The sequence below is a fragment of the Dactylosporangium sp. CA-233914 genome, from assembly GCF_050942935.1.
Classification (GTDB): Bacteria; Actinomycetota; Actinomycetes; order Mycobacteriales; family Micromonosporaceae; genus Dactylosporangium.
Genome location: NZ_CP192030.1, coordinates 6,311,068 through 6,327,773 on the forward strand (window position 1 = coordinate 6,311,068; position 16,706 = coordinate 6,327,773).

General features: G+C 73.8%; 19 protein-coding genes. 14 read left to right on the forward strand and 5 right to left on the reverse strand.

Annotation, left to right across the window (positions count from 1 at the left end; genetic code table 11):
- Positions 1–16 precede the first annotated feature (16 nt).
- Positions 17–718: an enoyl-CoA-hydratase DpgB gene (gene dpgB, locus ACQPY0_RS28165; RefSeq protein ID WP_432994446.1), complete on the forward strand. Its 702-nt coding sequence runs from the start codon at positions 17–19 to the stop codon at positions 716–718.
- Positions 715–1,995: a (3,5-dihydroxyphenyl)acetyl-CoA 1,2-dioxygenase DpgC gene (dpgC, locus tag ACQPY0_RS28170; protein WP_432994448.1), complete on the forward strand. Its 1,281-nt coding sequence runs from the start codon at positions 715–717 to the stop codon at positions 1,993–1,995. Before dpgB ends, dpgC begins: the two co-directional genes overlap by 4 nt.
- On the opposite strand, the gene ACQPY0_RS28175 is transcribed toward dpgC, so the two are convergent.
- Complete coding sequence (locus ACQPY0_RS28175; RefSeq protein WP_432994450.1) at positions 1,979–3,982, reverse strand: KedN5 family methylcobalamin-dependent radical SAM C-methyltransferase; 2,004 nt, start codon at positions 3,980–3,982, stop codon at positions 1,979–1,981. The genes dpgC and ACQPY0_RS28175 overlap by 17 nt on opposite strands.
- Before the next feature lie 359 nt (positions 3,983–4,341).
- Here ACQPY0_RS28175 and ACQPY0_RS28180 point away from each other — a divergent pair, with 359 nt between their 5' ends.
- From ACQPY0_RS28180 to ACQPY0_RS28200, 5 genes are read left to right on the forward strand one after another with little or no spacing between them, the layout of a single operon-like run.
- Positions 4,342–5,382, forward strand: a complete 1,041-nt coding sequence (locus tag ACQPY0_RS28180) for a methyltransferase (protein ID WP_432994452.1) — start codon at positions 4,342–4,344, stop codon at positions 5,380–5,382.
- The gene (locus ACQPY0_RS28185; protein ID WP_432994454.1) at positions 5,379–6,239 is read left to right on the forward strand and encodes an alpha/beta fold hydrolase; all 861 of its coding nucleotides are present in this window, start codon (positions 5,379–5,381) and stop codon (positions 6,237–6,239) included. Before ACQPY0_RS28180 ends, ACQPY0_RS28185 begins: the two co-directional genes overlap by 4 nt.
- A complete protein-coding gene (locus ACQPY0_RS28190; protein WP_432994456.1) occupies positions 6,184–7,506 on the forward strand; it encodes a peptide ligase PGM1-related protein in 1,323 nt (440 codons plus the stop codon). The genes ACQPY0_RS28185 and ACQPY0_RS28190 overlap by 56 nt, the downstream gene beginning before the upstream one ends.
- A gap of 20 nt (positions 7,507–7,526) precedes the next feature.
- A complete protein-coding gene (locus ACQPY0_RS28195; RefSeq protein ID WP_432994458.1) occupies positions 7,527–9,062 on the forward strand; it encodes an amino acid adenylation domain-containing protein in 1,536 nt (511 codons plus the stop codon).
- A gap of 13 nt (positions 9,063–9,075) precedes the next feature.
- A complete protein-coding gene (locus tag ACQPY0_RS28200; protein ID WP_432994460.1) occupies positions 9,076–9,333 on the forward strand; it encodes a phosphopantetheine-binding protein in 258 nt (85 codons plus the stop codon).
- A gap of 34 nt (positions 9,334–9,367) precedes the next feature.
- Here the strand turns inward: ACQPY0_RS28200 and dpgD are convergent, their stop codons facing one another.
- Complete coding sequence (dpgD, locus tag ACQPY0_RS28205; protein WP_432994462.1) at positions 9,368–10,180, reverse strand: enoyl-CoA-hydratase DpgD; 813 nt, start codon at positions 10,178–10,180, stop codon at positions 9,368–9,370.
- 676 nt (positions 10,181–10,856) lie between these two features.
- Positions 10,857–11,138, reverse strand: a complete 282-nt coding sequence (locus ACQPY0_RS28210; protein ID WP_432994464.1) for a hypothetical protein — start codon at positions 11,136–11,138, stop codon at positions 10,857–10,859.
- 125 nt (positions 11,139–11,263) lie between these two features.
- On the opposite strand from ACQPY0_RS28210, the gene ACQPY0_RS28215 reads away from it, so the two are divergent.
- Positions 11,264–11,488 carry a hypothetical protein gene (locus ACQPY0_RS28215; protein ID WP_432994466.1) on the forward strand — a complete coding sequence of 75 codons (225 nt, stop codon included), beginning with the start codon at positions 11,264–11,266 and terminating at the stop codon, positions 11,486–11,488.
- On the opposite strand, the gene ACQPY0_RS28220 is transcribed toward ACQPY0_RS28215, so the two are convergent.
- Positions 11,481–11,708 (reverse strand): hypothetical protein, encoded by a 228-nt coding sequence (locus tag ACQPY0_RS28220; protein ID WP_432994468.1) that lies wholly within the window; start codon positions 11,706–11,708, stop codon positions 11,481–11,483. The two genes, ACQPY0_RS28215 and ACQPY0_RS28220, sit on opposite strands and share 8 nt — an antisense overlap.
- 144 nt (positions 11,709–11,852) lie before the next feature.
- On the opposite strand from ACQPY0_RS28220, the gene ACQPY0_RS28225 reads away from it, so the two are divergent.
- From ACQPY0_RS28225 to ACQPY0_RS28245, 5 genes are all read left to right on the forward strand, one after another.
- Positions 11,853–12,239: a DNA-binding protein gene (locus ACQPY0_RS28225; RefSeq protein WP_432994470.1), complete on the forward strand. Its 387-nt coding sequence runs from the start codon at positions 11,853–11,855 to the stop codon at positions 12,237–12,239.
- The gene (locus ACQPY0_RS28230) at positions 12,236–13,351 is read left to right on the forward strand and encodes a PEP/pyruvate-binding domain-containing protein (RefSeq protein WP_432994472.1); all 1,116 of its coding nucleotides are present in this window, start codon (positions 12,236–12,238) and stop codon (positions 13,349–13,351) included. Before ACQPY0_RS28225 ends, ACQPY0_RS28230 begins: the two co-directional genes overlap by 4 nt.
- A complete protein-coding gene (locus ACQPY0_RS28235) occupies positions 13,351–13,929 on the forward strand; it encodes a transcriptional regulator (protein WP_432994474.1) in 579 nt (192 codons plus the stop codon). The genes ACQPY0_RS28230 and ACQPY0_RS28235 overlap by 1 nt, the downstream gene beginning before the upstream one ends.
- An 84-nt stretch (positions 13,930–14,013) precedes the next feature.
- Complete coding sequence (locus ACQPY0_RS28240; RefSeq protein WP_432994476.1) at positions 14,014–14,565, forward strand: DUF308 domain-containing protein; 552 nt, start codon at positions 14,014–14,016, stop codon at positions 14,563–14,565.
- A 28-nt stretch (positions 14,566–14,593) separates the two neighbouring features.
- Complete coding sequence (locus ACQPY0_RS28245) at positions 14,594–15,016, forward strand: SHOCT domain-containing protein (protein WP_432994478.1); 423 nt, start codon at positions 14,594–14,596, stop codon at positions 15,014–15,016.
- 4 nt (positions 15,017–15,020) lie between these two features.
- On the opposite strand, the gene ACQPY0_RS28250 is transcribed toward ACQPY0_RS28245, so the two are convergent.
- A complete protein-coding gene (locus ACQPY0_RS28250) occupies positions 15,021–16,046 on the reverse strand; it encodes an AI-2E family transporter (RefSeq protein WP_432994480.1) in 1,026 nt (341 codons plus the stop codon).
- A gap of 225 nt (positions 16,047–16,271) precedes the next feature.
- Here ACQPY0_RS28250 and ACQPY0_RS28255 point away from each other — a divergent pair, with 225 nt between their 5' ends.
- Positions 16,272–16,640, forward strand: a complete 369-nt coding sequence (locus tag ACQPY0_RS28255; RefSeq protein WP_432994482.1) for a DUF3618 domain-containing protein — start codon at positions 16,272–16,274, stop codon at positions 16,638–16,640.
- Positions 16,641–16,706: the final 66 nt, after the last annotated feature.

Below are 16,706 nucleotides of genomic sequence, written 5' to 3' on the forward strand. Positions count from 1 at the left end.
CAGCGAAGGAGACATCATGGATACCGGTCCACGGGCGGACGAACTGTCCGGCGTGCTCGACCTGCGGCTCGACCTGACGGGTGCGCAGACCCTGCCCGACCTCACGGCGGCGGTGAACGGCCTGTGCCGGCGGGCCGAGCGGCATCCCGCTGCGCCGGTCCTCGTGCTGCGGCTGGCCACGACGGGCCCGGACGGGCGCGCGTGGCCTGGCCCGGTCGGCGTGCAGGACGTCAACCGCTGGGAGCGTGCGCTGCGCCGCCTGGAACGGTGCGCCGCCGTGACGCTCGCGGCGGCCGGCGGTAACTGCGCCGGCCCGGCCCTGGATCTGCTGCTCACGGCCGACTACCGGCTGTGCACCGGCGATCTGCGGCTGCTGTTGCCCGTGAACGACGGTCAGATGTGGCCGGGGATGGCGGTGTACCGGCTCGCCCGGCAGGTCGGGCTCGCCCGGGCGCGCCAGATCGTGCTGTGGGGAAGCGATCTCACGGCGGCTCAGGCACTGCGGGACGGTCTCGTCGACGAGGTCGCCGCCGATCTGGACGATGCGGTGACGGTGGCGGTGGTCTGGTTGGGGCGTACGAACGGCGCCGAGCTCGCCGTGCGGCGCGCGCTGCTGCACGAGGCCCTTGACGTCGGGCCCGACGAGGCCCTGGGCACCCACTTGGCGGCCTGCGACCGCGAACTGCGGCGGCTGCGCGCCGGGGCGGGCGACCGGTGACCGGCGCCGTGCGGTTGCGGGCGTTGGCGGCCGACCTGGAGGGGCTCGTGGCGGCGCTGCCCGCCCGGCGGTTGCGTAGCGACGGTGAGCGCCGGGCGGCGGAGGCGGCCGTCGCCGAACTGCGCGCGGCGCGGCGGCGGTTCCTCGACCGGCACGCCGAGGCGGTCTACGACCGGCTCACCGACGGGCGCACGCGCCGCCTGCGGCTGCCGGAGCTGGTCGCCGCCGCGCAACGGCACCTCCCGGGCGTGGTCCCCGCCGCGCCGGCGCTGGCGGCCGAGCGCTCCCTGCCGTTGTCGGAGCGCGACGGCTGGGAGGTCGACCTCGGCGGGTTCTTCGGCGCGATCCTCGGCAGTCCTGCGGCGGGCGAGCACCTCATCGCCACCATGCGGGCCCCGTGCCCGCGGGCGGTCGAGCTGATCGAGGGCTTCCGCGCCACCGGCGTCGCCGATCTGAGCACCGTCACCGTCGCGCGCGCCGACGGCATCGCGCACCTGACGATCCACAACGAGGGCTGCCTGAACGCCGAGGACGAGCAGCTGGCCGACGACATGGAGACCGCGGTCGACCTGGTCCTCACGGACCCGCTCAGCCGGGTCGGCGTCCTGCGCGGGGGCGTGATGCGCCATCCGCGCTACCGCGGGCGCCGGGTGTTCAGCGCCGGTCTCAACCTCACCGCCCTGCGAGCGGGCCGGATCTCACTCGTCGGGTTCCTGCTACGGCGCGAGCTCACGTACGTGTGCAAGATTCTGCACGGCGCGCTGACCGACGGGGGCGGGACGGCGGAGAAGCCGTGGCTGGCGGCGGTGGACGGCTTCGCCATCGGCGGGGGAATGCAGCTGCTGCTGGTCTTCGACCGGGTCGTCGCCGCGGACGACGCCTACTTCAGTCTGCCCGCCGCGCAGGAGGGCATCGTGCCCGGGGCGGCCAACCTCCGGCTGACCCGGGCCGTCGGCGGGCGGCTCGCCCGGCAGCTGCTGCTGGCCGGGCGCCGGATCGCGGCCACGGAGCCGGCCGCCGCGCTACTGTGCGACGAGGTCGTGCCCGCCGATGCCATGGACGGCGCGGTGGCATCGGCGGCCCGGCTGCTCGACGCGCCGGCGGTGGGTGCGAACCGCCGCATGCTGCGCGTGGCCGAGGAGCCCCCGGATCTGCTCCGCCGGTATCTCGCCGAGTTCGCGGTGCTCCAGGCCGAGCGGCTGTACAGCGCCGACGTGCACAGCCGGCTGGAGGAGCGGGAACGTGCCCGGCAGCGCCGTTCTACGATGTCGCAATGATCGGCAGGATCGGCAGGTGCCCGCCCGAACCGCCCTGCGGCGGCGGCTCCGTCGTGACGTTCATCGGTTCCGGCTCGATGTCCTGCCGCGTGAGACCCATGAAATGCATGACGATCTCGTGGTTGGTGGAGGTCACCGCCGAGTCGGACCCGGTGCGGTAGTACAGATCCAGCGTTCGCGGCGACGGTGCCGGGCTTACGGCGAGGTCCTTGCGCAGCCGGGCCACGATGCCGGGCACGTCGTAGGCGAGCTGGACGCCGTCACGCACGTAGTACTCCTCGCCGCCCACCGTCACGATCGGCAGCGGGTCACCGGACTCGGCCGGCCGATACGCGGGTTGGGTGAGCAGGTCGTAGCGGAAGACCTCGTCGAGCAGCGGGGCGGCCGCCGCCGGCACCAGGGGCCGCACCGACTCCGTCCACCAGCGCCGCAGCAGGCGTTTGGCCTCGGGCTCGGTGTAGAAGTAGGTGATCGCCGCGCCGTACGCGTCGGTCCCGCCGGCCGCGGCGCCGACGTACGCCCGCAGCGGCGCCGCGGCCGGGTCGTCGACCTCGGCGATCCAGCGGTCGAGGTTCAGCAGAGCCTGCGACTGGGTCACCTCGCCCAGCAGGCGCAGCGGGAGCCAGGTGTGGCGCAGCACCGCGTTCTCCGCGACCACCCGGGCCCAGAACAGGAAACGCTGCATCTGCTGGTTCTCGGCGAACGTAATGCTGTCGTGGGCCAGGACGTACTCGAAGTCGTCGCTGTCGCCCCGCACGGACCTGATCCCGAACTGCTCCTTCTTGTCCATGTACTCGGTGTTGGGCAGCAGCAGCATCGGATAGACCGCGATGCGCGAGACTCGCCGGGCCAGCCGGTCATAGCCGTCCATGAACGAGGCCACCGTCTCGCCGGGAGCGCCCCAGATCAGCTCCGCGTAGCAGTCCAGACCCTCCCGGTCCAGCCACGCGGCCAGGTCCTCCCACTCGTTCACCTTCATGTTGCGCCGGTGCATGTTCTCCAGCGCCGTGTCGCTGAGCGTCTGCAACGCCAGCGTGAACGAGCTGCGCATGCCGGCGTCCTTCATCATCTTCACGATGCGGTAGAAGGTCTTGGACTTGTTTTTCGCCCAGGAGGTCTCCAGCGCGCGTGGGAATCCCAGCCGTTCGCGGGTCTCGATGAGTGCCTCGACGAACGCGACGTCACCGGGCAACAGGCCGAAATTGGCGTCGCAGGCCACGACGGTGTGCACCTTGAGCCGCCCGAAGATCTCCAGCTCCGCGCGCAGGCGGTCGATGGAGAAGGCCCGGACCTTCTGCCCGACCGCTCCGCCCCAATAGCAGAACGCGCACTTGTACGGGCAGCCCCGGTTGGTCTCCATCAGCGCCACGTCGTAGCGGAAGTTGCCGTCGGCGTCGGTGAGCTCCAGAGCCCCGGTCAGGAACGGCGACGGGATCTCGTCCAGGTCGTTGATGCGTTCCCGCTCCGGTGTGGTCACCAGTTCGCCGGACGCGTCCCGGAACGACAGACCGGCGACGTCGTGCAGCCGGTGCGGGCCGGCGCCGGCGAGCCGGGCCAGCAGGATGTCGCGGAACGTGAACTCGCCCTCGCCGTTGACCACGATGTCGACCTCGGGGAACAACCGAAAGACCCGCTCGGCCTGGTTGGCGACGTGCGTTCCGCCGAACACCACCCAGCCCTGCGGATTGAGCTGCTTGAAGGTGGCGGCGAGCGAGCCGAACGACCGCATGTTCCAGCCCATCACCGAGAACGCGAGGACGTCGGGCGCGCCCTGGGTGAACATGGCGTTGGCCATCGCGACGTGCGTGACGCCGCCGCGGAAGTTGTGGATGGCGATGTCGGTGCCGGCCCGGATGCGTTCGTCCGCCAGGGCGGTGGCCTTGAGGTAACCCGCGGCCAGCGGCATTGACTCCAGCGGCATGTCCCAGACGCCCTGCTGGACCAGGTACACGGTGGATCTGGCGGCGCTGCGGTTGGTGAAGTCCATCGAGTCCTCCCTGGCCGGCATGCGGGCGCGCCGGCGCATGCCGGGACCGCGCCGCGGTGCGGCGAACCTGTGAGACGTGGATGTCCTCGTGCCCGCCTGGCGGTGGCACGGCGGTGAACAGAGCGCGGGCTCGTCCGGCTACCGGCGCTCAGCGCAGGCTATGCCAATCCCATCGGTCAGGGCGAGAAGGTCAAGGTATGCAAGGAAATCGCTGCCGGCGGGCGGTTCATCGCCGGTCTTGGACGCCGATGACACCGCGGGCGGGCTCTGTCAGGATGCGGTGACGGGCCGTACTCCCGAGGGCGCGGCATGCCGCGGCCGACCGTGCCGACCGCCTTGAGTGAAGGGCGCGATCTCACATGACCGAATCATCGAAGGACCGTGTCTACGAACGGTTCCAGCTCATCGTCAACGGGCCGGCGCTCTTCAACGCCATCGTGGCCGGCCTGGAGCTGAACGTCTTCGAGTACCTGCGGGAGCACCCGGATGCCGGCTTCGAGGACCTGGAACGATTCACCGCGCTGCGGCCGCACTCGCTGCGGGTGCTGCTGCTGGGCCTGACCGCGACCGAGCTGGTGTCCAAACAGGACGGCCGCTACCGCAACTCGGCCTTCGCCGATGATGCCCTGGCCGCCGATCGGCCCCACAGCTGGCGGGAGACGCTGATCGGCTGGCGTCGCTTCCAGTACCCGGCCTTCCCGCGCGCCACCGAGGCGCTGCGCGAGGGCCGCAACGTCGCGCTGGAGGCCTACGACGGCCCCGGTGAGACGCTGTACGCCCGGCTCGCGCACGACCCGGCCCTGGTCGCCGCGTACCACGACTCGATCGCGCCCTTTACGCACCTCTTCGTCGCCGGCCTGCTGGATCACCCGGAGTTGTCGACCGTGGGCCATCTGCTGGACGTCGGCGGCGGCGATGGCACCACCGCGATCAGCTTCGCGCGCCGCTTCCCCGGCGCGAGGGTCACCATCTTCGACATGCCGGCGGTCGCCGAGCGGGCCGAGCTGGTCGTGCCGGAGGATCTGGCCGCCCGGATCCGGCTGCATCCGGGCGATCTGTTCCGCGACGAGTTTCCCGGCGACGTCGACGCCGTGCTGTTCAGTCATGTGCTCGAACCGTTTGACGAGCAGCGCAGCGTAGGACTGCTGAGCAAGGCGGTCCGGGCGCTGCCACCCGGCGGGCGGATCTTCGCCTATGGGATGACCGCGCCGGACGACGAGGACGGTGGCCTGCTCGCGGCGCGGCTCTCGTTGTACCTCAACGTCCTCGTCGCCGTCGGTGGACTCGCCCACCCGGTGGCCGACTACGAGCGCTGGCTGTCGGAGGCGGGCGCGACGACCGTGAAGGCGTACCCCGGCCTGCCGTACGAGCACGGACTCGTCGTGGGCACCGTGGGATGAGCTCGCTCTCCGGGCGCGTCGAGCCGGCCTTCGAGCAGCACGGGCGGGGCGGGCCGCCGCTCGTGCTGCTGCACGGCCTGGCCAACAGCCGGGCGGTGTGGCGTGAGGTCCTGCCGGCACTGGCCGCCGACCGGGTGGTCCTCGCCTACGACCATCGTGGCCACGGCGACAGTCCGCACCTCGGCCGGGCCGATGCCTACACGCTCGACGCGCTGGGCGCCGATCTCGCCGGGCTGCTCCAGGCGCGGGGGATGACCCGGGTGGACCTGGCCGGCCACTCGCTCGGCGGGACGGTGGCCCTGCGGTTCACGCTGCGCCGCCCGGAACTGGTGCGCTCGCTCATCTTGGTTGAGCCGGTCACGCGAGCCCCGGGCGACCTGCCCCGGGCGGTGGCCGATCGACTCCTCGCCCGGGCCGGCACCGAGGGCATGGCGGGCATCGCCGCCCTGCTCGACCGGATCGCCGACTTCGCCCCGCGGCCCCGCTCGCCCGCGCGCCGCCGGCGCTTGCGCGACAGCGTCGCCCGGATGGACCCGGCCGCCTTCGCCGGACTGACCGCCGCGCTGGAGAGCCTGCCGGCCATGGACGACGCACTGCGCGCATTGGACGTCGCGACGTCGGTGATCTGCGGTGACGATCCTGCGGCGCGCTCACGGGCCGGGCATCTGGAACGGACGATGCCCCGCACCGTCGTGCGGATCGTGCCGGGGGCGGGGCACGCGCCGCACGAGGACGACCCGGCGGGATGGCTGGCGGCTGTCCACGCCCACTTCGCCGACCTGCGCAGGGAGGGGCCTGAGCATGGCCAGAATCCTGATCGGCAACGAGTTCAACGAGGACCGAGCCGGGCTCGTTGACGCCAAACGGAAGAAGGATGCGTGGTGGACCCAGCGGCTCGTATGGTTCGCCGAGGACCACGACGTCCTGGTGATGGCGGTCGCACCCGACGAGGCGTTCCTGCGGCATGTGACCGGGGTGACCGGGACGGCCCGGGAGACGCTGCGGATCGTGGTGCCCCCGCCCGGCAGTCTCGGCGTCGGGGTGCTCACCGCCGACCGGCTCGCCGCGCCGCAGCTGCTCGCCCGGCTGCGCGATGCCCTGGCCGGTGAGCCTCCGGACGCCATCATCAGCCTGCATCCCGACGTGTCCGTCGCCGTGCTGGCACGGGCGCTGGGGGCCGTACAGGCGCTGTCCGGGTTCGGTTTCCTCAGCCAGGCCGGCGGCCGGCTGGTGAACAGCAAGGCCGCCTTCCGGGCCATCGCCGCGGGAACGGGGGTGCCCGTCCCCGCGGGCGGCGTCAGCACCGACCCGGCGCAGTTGGTCGAGACGGTGGACGCGCTGCTCGGCGACGATCAGCCCGTGATCCTCAAGCACGAGTTCAGGGCGGGCGGCCGCGGCAACGAGATCCTCAGCCGCGAGAGCGGCCGGACGCCGGTCGGCGCCCAGCACGTCGTGGTGGTCCGGGACCGTGGTGAGCTGGAGGTGTACGTCGCCCGCCGATGGGCCTGGCTTACCAGCAACGGGCAGTCGCCGGTGGTCGTCGAGCAGTACCATCCCGGCAGCCGGGCGCTGTTCGCCGAATTCGCGGTCACCGACAAGGGCGTCGACTTCGGCGGGCAGGGGGAGCTGCTCTCCGCGCCGCTCGCCGCCGCGGAGATCATCCCGGCCCCGGACGTCGCCGAGCACGTCGTCGAGGCGCTGGTCGAGGGCGGCCGCGCGCTGTGCGAACCGCTGCAGGCGATGGGCTACCGGGGCAGGCTCAGCGCCGATGCCATCCTCACCGCCGCCGGCCGGCTGCTGTTCACGGAGTACAACGGGCGCATCACCGGCTCGACGCCGGTGTACGCGGTCTTCGGCGAGCGGGTGATCGGGCCGGGATACAGCCGGGACCGCGTGCTGTTCGACCGCGACGGCTGGCGGGTGCCGTCATTCGCCGGCGCGCTCGCCGCGCTGACGGAGGCCGGCCTGGCGTACTCGCCGGACAGCCGGCTCGGCGCCGTTGTGGTGACGCCGTACAACAGCGACAACGGAACCGTGCGCTACTGCCTTGCCGCGGCGTCGCTGCACGAGGCACTGCGCGCGCAGGCGGCGATCGAGGGTCTGTTCGCCGGGCCGGCGTCATGAGCGGGCCCTCCACTGAGCCGATGGCACCGGCCGCCCCGCCGGCACCCACTCGCGTCGGCCGCGGCCGCGGCCACGGCTCGGTGGCGGCCCGGTTTGCCGCCGTGGCCGCCGCGAACCCGGGCCGGGTCGCGGTCTTGAGCGGTGCGGCGCAGGTGACGTACGCGGAGCTCGCCGACGCGGTTGCGCGCATCCGGTTCGGATTGCGCCGCCGGGGCGTGCGACGCGGCGGCACGGTTGGGGTGAGCGTCGATCGCGGCCCTGACCTACCGGCCGTGCTCCTGGCCCTGCTGGGGATCGGCGCCGCCTATGTGCCACTCGACCCGCGCTACCCGCGCGCTCGGCTCGGCTTCATGGTCCGCGACGCGCGGGTCGAGGCGGTCGTCGCCGATCCGTGGCACAGCCGGGCCCTGGCGCCCGCGGGCGCCCCTGTGCTGGCCCCGGGCGCGCTGCTGAACGGCCCGGCGGATCGCTCGACACTGCGGACCGGTGCGGACGACGTCGCCTACGTGATGTACACCTCGGGATCAACGGGGGTTCCCAAGGGCGTGGAGGTGACACATCGCAACGTCCTGGCGTGCCTCGCCGCGATGGCGGCCCTGCTACCGGTCGGCGCGACGCGTTCCACACTGTTCAGCACCCGGCTGTCGTTCGACATCGCGACCCTTGAGTTCCTGCTGCCGCTGACGAGCGGCGGCACCTGCGTCGTGGCTCCCGAGACCGGTGTGCTGAGCGCCCGGCGCATGGCCCGGCTGGTGAACGACGTCCATCCGTCACTGGTGCAGGCGACCCCGGTCGGACTGCGGCTGCTGCTCGACGCCGGCGCGCGATTCACCGCCGATCAGACGCTGTTGTGCGGCGGTGACGTGCTGCCGCAGGCGCTGGCCGACCGGCTCGGCGAGCTGCCGGCAGCCGCCCTCAACGTGTACGGGCCGACCGAGGCCACAATCTGGGCTACCGCGTGGCCGGTCCGGCCGGGCGTCGTGCGCATCGGCCGGGCCCTCGGTCACGCCCGTGTCTACCTGCTTGACGAGGACCTGCGCCGGGTGCCACCGGACACCGAGGGCGAGGTGTACATCGGCGGGCCCGCGGTCGCCGTCGGCTACCGCGGCCGGCCCGGCCTCACCGCCGAGCGGTTCCAACCCGATCCGTTCGCCGCCGAGCCCGGCGCGCGCATGTACGCCACCGGCGATGTCGGGCGCTTCGTCGACGGCGAGCTGGAGTTCCGGCGCCGGACCGACACTCAGGTCAAGATCAACGGTCACCGGGTCGAGCTCGGCGAGATCGAGACGGTTGCCGCCGGGGTCGAGGGCGTTCGCGCCGCGGTCGCGGTGGTGGGCCGGCCCGACGGTGTGCCGCTGCTCCGCCTGTTCGTCGAGAGCGCGGCCGGCCCGGACGCGGTACGTCCCTCGGTCGAGGCGCGGCTGCGGCAGGCGCTGCCCGCAGCGATGATCCCGGCCCGGATCGACGTCGTCGCCGCGTTGCCGCTGACCGAGAACGGCAAGGTCGACCGGGCTGAGCTGACGGACCGGCCCCCCGCAGAAGCGCCATCCGCCTGAAAGGAGCCCCGCCATGGCCGACTCGGACTTCGACCGGTTCGAACGGGCGATCGTCGCCGCACTGCCCGCGGCCACGCTGCCGCTGCGCCCGAACGACCGGTTGGCGGCGTTCGGGCTGACCGACTCGCTGCAGCTGGTGCAGCTGGTCGTACACATCGAGGAGGCACTCGGCATCGACCTGCCCGACGAGACGCTCACCACGGACACGTTCGAGACGATCGGTACCCTCTGGGGCGTGCTGAGCGCGCATCTGCGCCCGGCGCGGCCATGATCACCGGGCGGGCGGACGGGCGGACGGCTCCGGCTCATCGTCCGAGCCAGCGTGGCGGGCGGCCCTCGGCGAACGCGCGCGGACCCTCGACGGCGTCCGTGCTGTACATCCGCCGGCGCTCCCACTCGTAGTCGGCGGCGAACGCCTCCGCCAGCGGCAGCGTGGCCGACGCGGCGGCGACCTGCTTGATCGCCCGGACCGACAGCGGAGCGCAGCGCAGGATGTCGCTCACCCAGCCGGAGACGCACGATGCCAGCTCGCCGGCGGCGACCACCTCATTGACCAGCCCGAGCTCATAGGCGCGGGCCGCGCTCATGCGCCGGCCGGTCATCAGGTAGCCGATGGCGGCCCGGTACGGCGCCTGGCGGGTCAGCCGGAACACGCCACCGGCACCGGCGATGAGCCCGAGCCGGGCCTCCGGCAGCCCGAACACCGACCGGTCGGACGCGACGATGATGTCGCACGCCAGCGCCAGCTCGAACCCGCCGCCGAGCGCAAAGCCGTCGACCTGTGCCACCACGGGCTTGCTGAGCTCGAACCGCTCCGTCAGCCGCGGCCAGCCGGGTCGGCCGCGGCTGCCGAAGCTGCTCGGCGCGCGGTTCCCGGCACGGCCCAAGCGAGCCGTCTCCTTGAGATCCTGCCCGACCGAGAACGCGCGGCCGCCGGTGCCGGTCAGCACCGCCACCAGGACCTCCTCGTCGCGCTCGACGTCATCCCAGGCGGCGGCCAGCTCGTGGTGCATCCGCACGTCCATCGCGTTCAACACGTGCGGGCGGTCCATGATGATCGTCGCGACGGGTCCTTGCTTGGTGTAGCGAACTCGGGGCCGTTCGTCCGCTGTCGTCACGGTTCCTCCCTGACGGGCCGGCACGTCCCACCGTTTGTGTCACATCGCCGTGCCCGTCCACCAGGCCGCCGGGTGCGCACCGTCGATGCCGGCTCGACCGGCAGCAGCCGGAACTCGCCGGGACGGGGACCGGAGCCGGTGCAGGGGCGTCCGGATGCCGCCGTGTCCGTCGCGGGCCACGCCTGCTCGTGGCGGCGGGCCGCAGCGCGATCCGTACCCTGGCACCGGCGTTGCGGTCCCACCCGGTCATGCCGCAGGGCGTCCCGAGCCGTGCGGACCGGGGACCGGCAGCGGCGGCCGCGGCGCTCAGCAGGACCGGTCCGGGGAGGTGCTCGAGGTAGCGCCAGTGGTTGCACCCCGCGAACACCTCGACGATGAGCCCGGTCTCCGTGCCGGGGCGGCGCACGACGGCGGACACGTCGATGCCGTCGGCGCGGGCCTGCTCCCTGCGTCGCCGACCGGGTCGTCGCCGGCCACCGCCACCGGCGCCGGCCGCGCGAGCGCGACGGCCTGGTCGGCGCCCGTGCCGCCGAGCGGCTCGCGCCGCTGCCGTACGCGACCTGAGCCGCCCTCGCCGGACGGCCCGTCCATGACGAGCACGAGGTCCCGGGCGAGCTGCCCGACGACGGCGACAAGCATGCCGATCCGGCTACCTCGGCATTGAGCTGCGGAAACGTCAGTCGCGTTCCTCGTCGCGGACGGGAACCTCGCTGAGCAGCGTGAACTCGAACTCGACCTGGGTGGTCTCCGGCGCGTCCTCGGGCGTCACCAGGTAGGACTCGACCCGGAAGCCGAGGTTGAGCACGTCCGCGGCGCGCATGTGCTCGACCAGCTCGTCGACGGCCGAGAAGTACGCGGTGTAGATGGCCGCCGGGGCGGCGGCCGGCTCGTCGGCGGCCTCGAAGGGGGTCTCGGCGGTGCTGCCGCCGGAGGTTTCAGCTGCGAAATCAACGGTCACGAGCGGCGAGCCTACGGCAGCCCGCCGCCGCCCGCGACCGCGGGAACGATCATTCGGCGCCGCGGCTCGCGCCGGCCGCGCCCGGGACCTCCAGGCCGGCGGCGACGCCGGAGCACGGATCGTCCATGAGCTCGGCTCGAACCCGGCCGCCGCCGGGCCTCCTCCAGCTGCTCCGGCGACGGCGGATGGGTCAGGTGCGGCGCGGCTCGACCCCGGCGAGGACCGGCCCGGCCATGATCGACGCGGCTCGGCAGGTGCCCCTGCCCGCCGCGGTCAGCACCGTAGCGCCGCCGCGGGCGTCGCCAACGGATCGCGGGGCGCTGGAGGTCGCCGCCGGCGCGGTCAGGTGAAGGCGCCGTGCTTGGCGGTGAGCTTGCCGAGCAGTTCGTGGGCGCGTACGGCGCGCTCGGCGTCCTGCTGGCGGACCTGCTCGATGAACGCGCGGACGTCGTCGTGGCCCTCGGCGTCGGCGGCGAACTTCTCGCACACCTGGCCGCCCTTCAGGGCGTGGTACTGGATGCTGACGAGGTCGTACACGATGTTGTCGGCCGGGGTGTGTGTCTCGGACATGTCGTTCATCCCTTCGCCCGGGCGCCCGGCGGGGTTGCGGGGCGCGTAGGAATCCGCTACCCACCCAGCTCATCCGCACACAACCCGATTTCGGCACGCGGCATCAACAGGTTGTTGACAAACAAGTTGTTGAAGGCCACGCTGATGACCGTGTACGAAGGCATGGACGACCAGGCCGCGGGCGACCTCGAGCGGCGGGCGCGGGACCGGCTGAGCGCGCGCGGCGGCAACGACCTGCCGCGGCTGCCGTGGCTGGCCGACGGGCAGCCGCACGACGCGGTCACGCTGATCCGCCAGGCGCTGTGGCGGGCCGGCACCGACCGCGGCGCGCTGGAGCTGCCCGACGACCTGATCGCCGCGATCACGCTGCTGGCCGCCGCCCGCGCCGAGCTCGACCAGCTCGAGGCCGGGCTGCTGTTCGCCGCCCGCGCCGAGGGCCTCACCTGGGCCCAGCTGGCCCGGCCGCTGGGCCTGCGCACGGCCCAGGCCGCCCAGCAGCGCCACGAGCGCGTCCTGGGCCGGCTCGCGTGAGCATCGTCCCGCTCGCCGACGCCGGCCCCGAGTGCGGCGGCAAGGCGCACGGGCTCGCCGTCATGCTGCGCGCCGGCCTGCCCGTCCCGGACGGGTTCGTGGTCACCGACCCGGCGGTCGACCCGCGGCAGGTCGCCGACCGGCTGCGCGGCCGGGCGTTCGCCGTGCGCTCGTCGGGCCGGGCCGAGGACTCCGCGGCGGCGTCCTTCGCCGGCCAGTTGGACACCGTGCTCGGCGCCCGGGGCCTCGACGACGTCCTGGCCGCGATCCGCCGCTGCGCCGCGTCGGCGGGCACCGGGCGGGCCCGCGCCTACCGGGAGCGGCTCGGCCTCGGCACGGAGGCCGCGGTGCCGGTGATCGTGCAGGAGCTGATCGAGGCCGACCACGCGGGGGTGCTGTTCACCCGCGACCCCCGCGACGGCACCCCGGCCGTGGTCATCAACGCGTCCTGGGGCCTCGGCGAGTCCGTCGTCTCCGGCGCGGTCGTGCCCGACGAGATCGTCGTGGCCGGCACCGTCCGGGTCACCGCCGGGGCCAAGCAGACCCGGCTCGACCTCGGCGCGGACGGCCTGGTCCGCTCGGGCGTCCCGGCGGCCGACCGGGCCCGCGTGTGCGTGCCGCCCGAGGAGGTGCCCCGGCTCGTCGCACTCGGCCGGCGCTGCGAGGAAGTCGCCGGCCATGCCCAGGACGTCGAGTGGGCGGTCCGCGACGGGCGGATCTGGCTGCTGCAGTCCCGCCCGATCACCGCCGTGGCCACTTCGGCGGCCGGCGCCGACGGCGGCGCTCGCCCGCTGGTCACCGGCGTGCCCAGCAGCCCCGGCCGGGCGTGCGGGCCGGTCCGCCTGGTCCGCGGCGTCGACGAGTTCGCCCGGGTCCGGCCCGGCGACGTCCTCGTCTGCCGGACCACCGACCCGGCCTGGACCCCGCTGTTCCGCCTGGCCGCCGCCGTGGTCACCGAGACCGGCGGCGTCCTCAGCCACGCGGCGATCGTCGCGCGGGAGTACGGCATCCCCGCCGTCGCCGGCGCCGGCGCGGCGATGACCAGCCTCACCGACGGCGTATCCGTCATCGTCGACGGCACCGCCGGCACCGTCACCGGAGGATCCGCCTGATGGACCGTTCGTCCCCGACGGGGCTGCTGGTGCTGCACGCGGTGCGGCTCAAGGGCTTCGCCGCCACCGGCGCCGTCGCCGCCCGGTTCGGCCTCGACCCCGGCGAGACCGGCGAGCACCTGCTCGACGCGCAGGCGTACGGCCAGGTCAGCCGGGCCTGCTTCGCCGGGCTGGACGGGTGGTCGCTCACCGACGCCGGGCGCCGGCACAACGAGGCCCAGCTGCGCGACGAGCTCGACCGCGCAGGGGCCCGCGGCACCGTCGATGCCGTCCACGACCGCTTCCGGCCCCTCAACGCCCGGGCGTCGCAGCTGTTCACCGCCTGGCAGCTGGACCCGGCCGGCGCCGGCGACACCCTCGACCGGCTCGCCGTCCTCGCCGCCGAGCTGCGCGAGCTCGAGCGGCCCCTGTCCGCCGGGCTGGACCGGTTCGCCGGCTACCACGACCGGTTCGCGGCCGCGCTGGCCCGGGCCGGGCGCGACCCGGCGTGGATCACCGGCGTCGAGGTCGACTCCTGCCACCGGGTCTGGTTCGAGCTGCACGAGGACCTGATCGCCACGCTCGGCATCTCCCGGTAGACCGCTCCCGCGGCATTTCACTCCGCGCGGGGGATGACAGCGGGGTGGGCCGGGTCCACGTTGAGGGCGTGGGGGAGGTGCGCCGTGGAGCTCCCGTTCTGGCGGATGGTGAGCGTCGGCGCGGCCACCGTACTGTTCGGCGCCGCCGTGCTCGTATGGCCGCACGCCACGCTGCGGTTGCTCGCGGTGCTGGCGGGCGTGTGGCTGCTGGTCATCGGGGTGATGAGGGTCTCCGGCGCCTTCCGGGCCAGGTCCGGCGGCTCCGGGAGCCGCCGGGCGTCGGTGCGGCAGGTGATCGACGGGCTGTTCGGGGTCCTGCTGAGCGCGCTCGGCGTCGTGTGTCTGAGCTCCGCGACGGCCGGGCTGGTGACAGTGCCGGTGCTGATCGGGCTGGCGTGGCTGCTCATCGGGTTGGCCGCGGTGCTGCTGGGACTGCTCGCGGCGGGCCGGCCGCGGGTGTGGTTGCTGGTGCTGGGTGTGGTGGCGATCGTGGTCGGGGTGGTGTTCGTGTCGTGGCCCGGCCTGTCGCTGTGGGCGGCGGTGCTGCTGACCGGCATCAGCGCGGTGGCGCTCGGTGCGGCGGAGATCGCGATCGCCGTGCAGGCGCGGCGAACCGCGGCCGCGCCGGTGGGATAGACAACGGAGTGATCCTGGGAGGTCCACAATGGACATTTCGATCGGCGAGATCCTCCTCTCGACCGTGTGGTTCATGCTCGTGTTCGCCTGGATCTGGCTGATGGTCAACATTCTGACCGATCTGTTCCGGGATCCGTCGATGTCCGGGTGGGGCAAGGCAGCGTGGACGCTGTTCCTGATCGTGCTGCCGTGGATCGGGGCGCTGACCTACCTGATCGCGCGGGGCCGCTCGATGAACGAGCGGGCGGCGCAGCGGGCCCGGCAGCAGGAGGCGCAGCTGCGGCAGTACGTGCGCGAGGTGGCCGGCGCGCCGGCGTCGCCGAGCCCGGCCGACGAGCTGACCAAGCTCGCCGACCTGCGGCGGCGGGGTGTGCTGAACGACTCGGAGTACGAACGGGCCAAGTCCGCGCTGCTCGGCGCGGACAGCAACGTGGCCCGGCATCCCGCCTGACGGGCTACGGCGGCCCGGGCGGCGGCTGATCCGCGTGGTGGTCGGCGCGGCGCGCCGACCACCACGAGCGGGCGATCGCGGCCAGGGGCGGGGCGAGGAACACCCCGAACAGGCCGCCCAGCGCCGCGCCGACGATCGTCGCCACCAGCACCGCCACCGGGTGCAGCTTCAGCGCGCGGCCGAACACGACCGGCCGCAGGATGCCCTCGAGGACGTTCTGCGTGATGAGGACGATCAAGGTCATCCACGCGGCCGCGGTCGGCCCGCCCGAGCCGAGGGCCAGCAGGACGGCGAAGAGCGCCGCGATCCAGGCGCCGAGGTACGGCACGAAGGCGGTGACGAACGTGACGGCGGCGATCGTCAGCAGGAAGGGCACCCGCAGCACGGCCGCGCCGGCGGTGATGACGGCCGCGTCCATGGCCGCCACGACGGTCGTGCCGAGGATGTACCGCCGCATCTGGACCGCCGCCCGCGGCACGAACTGGTGCCCGGGGTCGACCCGGGCCGGTATCCGCCGCTCGATCGCCGCGACCGAGCGCGGGCCGTCGCGCAGCAGGTAGAACAGCAGGTACGTGCCGGCGAGCAGGCCGATCGCCACCTGTGCGACGACGAGCGCGCTGTTGGCCAGCGCGGCGGCGGCGCCGAGCAGCGCCGTGCGCAACGACGCCGAGCTCAGGATCGTCCGCACCGGGTCCGCGCCGATCGCGTCGTGCACCCGGCGGCCCGCCGCGGCCAGGACCGGCTGCCACTGCGCTGCCTGCGTCACGAGTACCCACGCCAGCAGCCCGCCGACGATCGCCAGGCACAGCGGCACCACCAGCGCGCCGAGCAGCGCGGCGGGCCCGGGTGGCAATCCGAGCCGGCGCAGCCGGACGACGAGCGGCTGCGCCGTGACGGCGATGACCACCATCATCAGCAGGGGCATCACCAGCGGTGCGAGCACCCCGATCGCCACCGCGGCCGCGGCCGCGCCGCCGATCATCCCGATCACCGCCCAGCCGATCCGGCCCAGGCGCCGCAGCCGGCCCATGCGCCGGGTCTACCCGAACCACCGCACGTCAGCCCGGCCGACCCGCCGTCCACCCCCCTGGCTCACCCAGCGGGTGAGTGGCGCGGCTCGGCCGCGGGTTCATACCGATTGAGCGGTTTGATTGCGAGTGGTAGGGGAATCCCTCCGGCGACCGAAGCAGGTGGCCGTCATGGCCGACGCCGGCGTGGACGCGGTGCAGGCCGCGATCCGGGAAGGACGGCAGGCATGCGTACGCGGGGCACGCCGGAGGACCCGGACCGGCTGCGCGAGGAGATCGCCCGGACCCGCTCGGACCTCGCCGAGACCGCCGGGCGGCTGGCGGCAAGGACCGACGTGAAGAGCCGGGCGAAGCAGACGGCCGGCGACGCCAGGCAGCGCGTCGCGATGGTGGCGGGCGACGCCAGACAGCGCGTCGTGGTGGTGACGGACGGTGCGAAGCGGCACGCCACCGCCGCGGCGACGTCGGTGTGCGACACCGTACGCGACACGCACCTGCCCGCGCGGGCCCGCCGGCCGCTGCCGTGGGCGGTGATCGGCGCCGTCGTGGCCGCCGCCGGCGTGGTCGTTTACGTGATGGGCGGCCGGCGGGGCTGACACACGCCGATCCGTCCCGGCGCGCGGCGCGCCGCCCCGCCGGTGCCGCACGAAGGTGGTTGGAAC

What these genes read in the sequence shown, in the direction of transcription:
- dpgB (WP_432994446.1), top strand. Translation starts at nt 17, where the DNA reads ATGGATACCGGTCCACGGGCGGACGAACTGTCCGGCGTGCTCGACCTG.
- ACQPY0_RS28175 (WP_432994450.1), bottom strand. Translation starts at nt 3,982, where the DNA reads ATGGACTTCACCAACCGCAGCGCCGCCAGATCCACCGTGTACCTGGTC.
- ACQPY0_RS28180 (WP_432994452.1), top strand. Translation starts at nt 4,342, where the DNA reads ATGACCGAATCATCGAAGGACCGTGTCTACGAACGGTTCCAGCTCATC.
- ACQPY0_RS28185 (WP_432994454.1), top strand. Translation starts at nt 5,379, where the DNA reads ATGAGCTCGCTCTCCGGGCGCGTCGAGCCGGCCTTCGAGCAGCACGGG.
- ACQPY0_RS28190 (WP_432994456.1), top strand. Translation starts at nt 6,184, where the DNA reads ATGGCCAGAATCCTGATCGGCAACGAGTTCAACGAGGACCGAGCCGGG.
- ACQPY0_RS28195 (WP_432994458.1), top strand. Translation starts at nt 7,527, where the DNA reads ATGGCACCGGCCGCCCCGCCGGCACCCACTCGCGTCGGCCGCGGCCGC.
- ACQPY0_RS28200 (WP_432994460.1), top strand. Translation starts at nt 9,076, where the DNA reads ATGGCCGACTCGGACTTCGACCGGTTCGAACGGGCGATCGTCGCCGCA.
- ACQPY0_RS28215 (WP_432994466.1), top strand. Translation starts at nt 11,264, where the DNA reads ATGAGCTCGGCTCGAACCCGGCCGCCGCCGGGCCTCCTCCAGCTGCTC.
- ACQPY0_RS28220 (WP_432994468.1), bottom strand. Translation starts at nt 11,708, where the DNA reads ATGTCCGAGACACACACCCCGGCCGACAACATCGTGTACGACCTCGTC.
- ACQPY0_RS28225 (WP_432994470.1), top strand. Translation starts at nt 11,853, where the DNA reads ATGACCGTGTACGAAGGCATGGACGACCAGGCCGCGGGCGACCTCGAG.
- ACQPY0_RS28235 (WP_432994474.1), top strand. Translation starts at nt 13,351, where the DNA reads ATGGACCGTTCGTCCCCGACGGGGCTGCTGGTGCTGCACGCGGTGCGG.
- ACQPY0_RS28245 (WP_432994478.1), top strand. Translation starts at nt 14,594, where the DNA reads ATGGACATTTCGATCGGCGAGATCCTCCTCTCGACCGTGTGGTTCATG.
- ACQPY0_RS28250 (WP_432994480.1), bottom strand. Translation starts at nt 16,046, where the DNA reads ATGGGCCGGCTGCGGCGCCTGGGCCGGATCGGCTGGGCGGTGATCGGG.
- ACQPY0_RS28255 (WP_432994482.1), top strand. Translation starts at nt 16,272, where the DNA reads ATGCGTACGCGGGGCACGCCGGAGGACCCGGACCGGCTGCGCGAGGAG.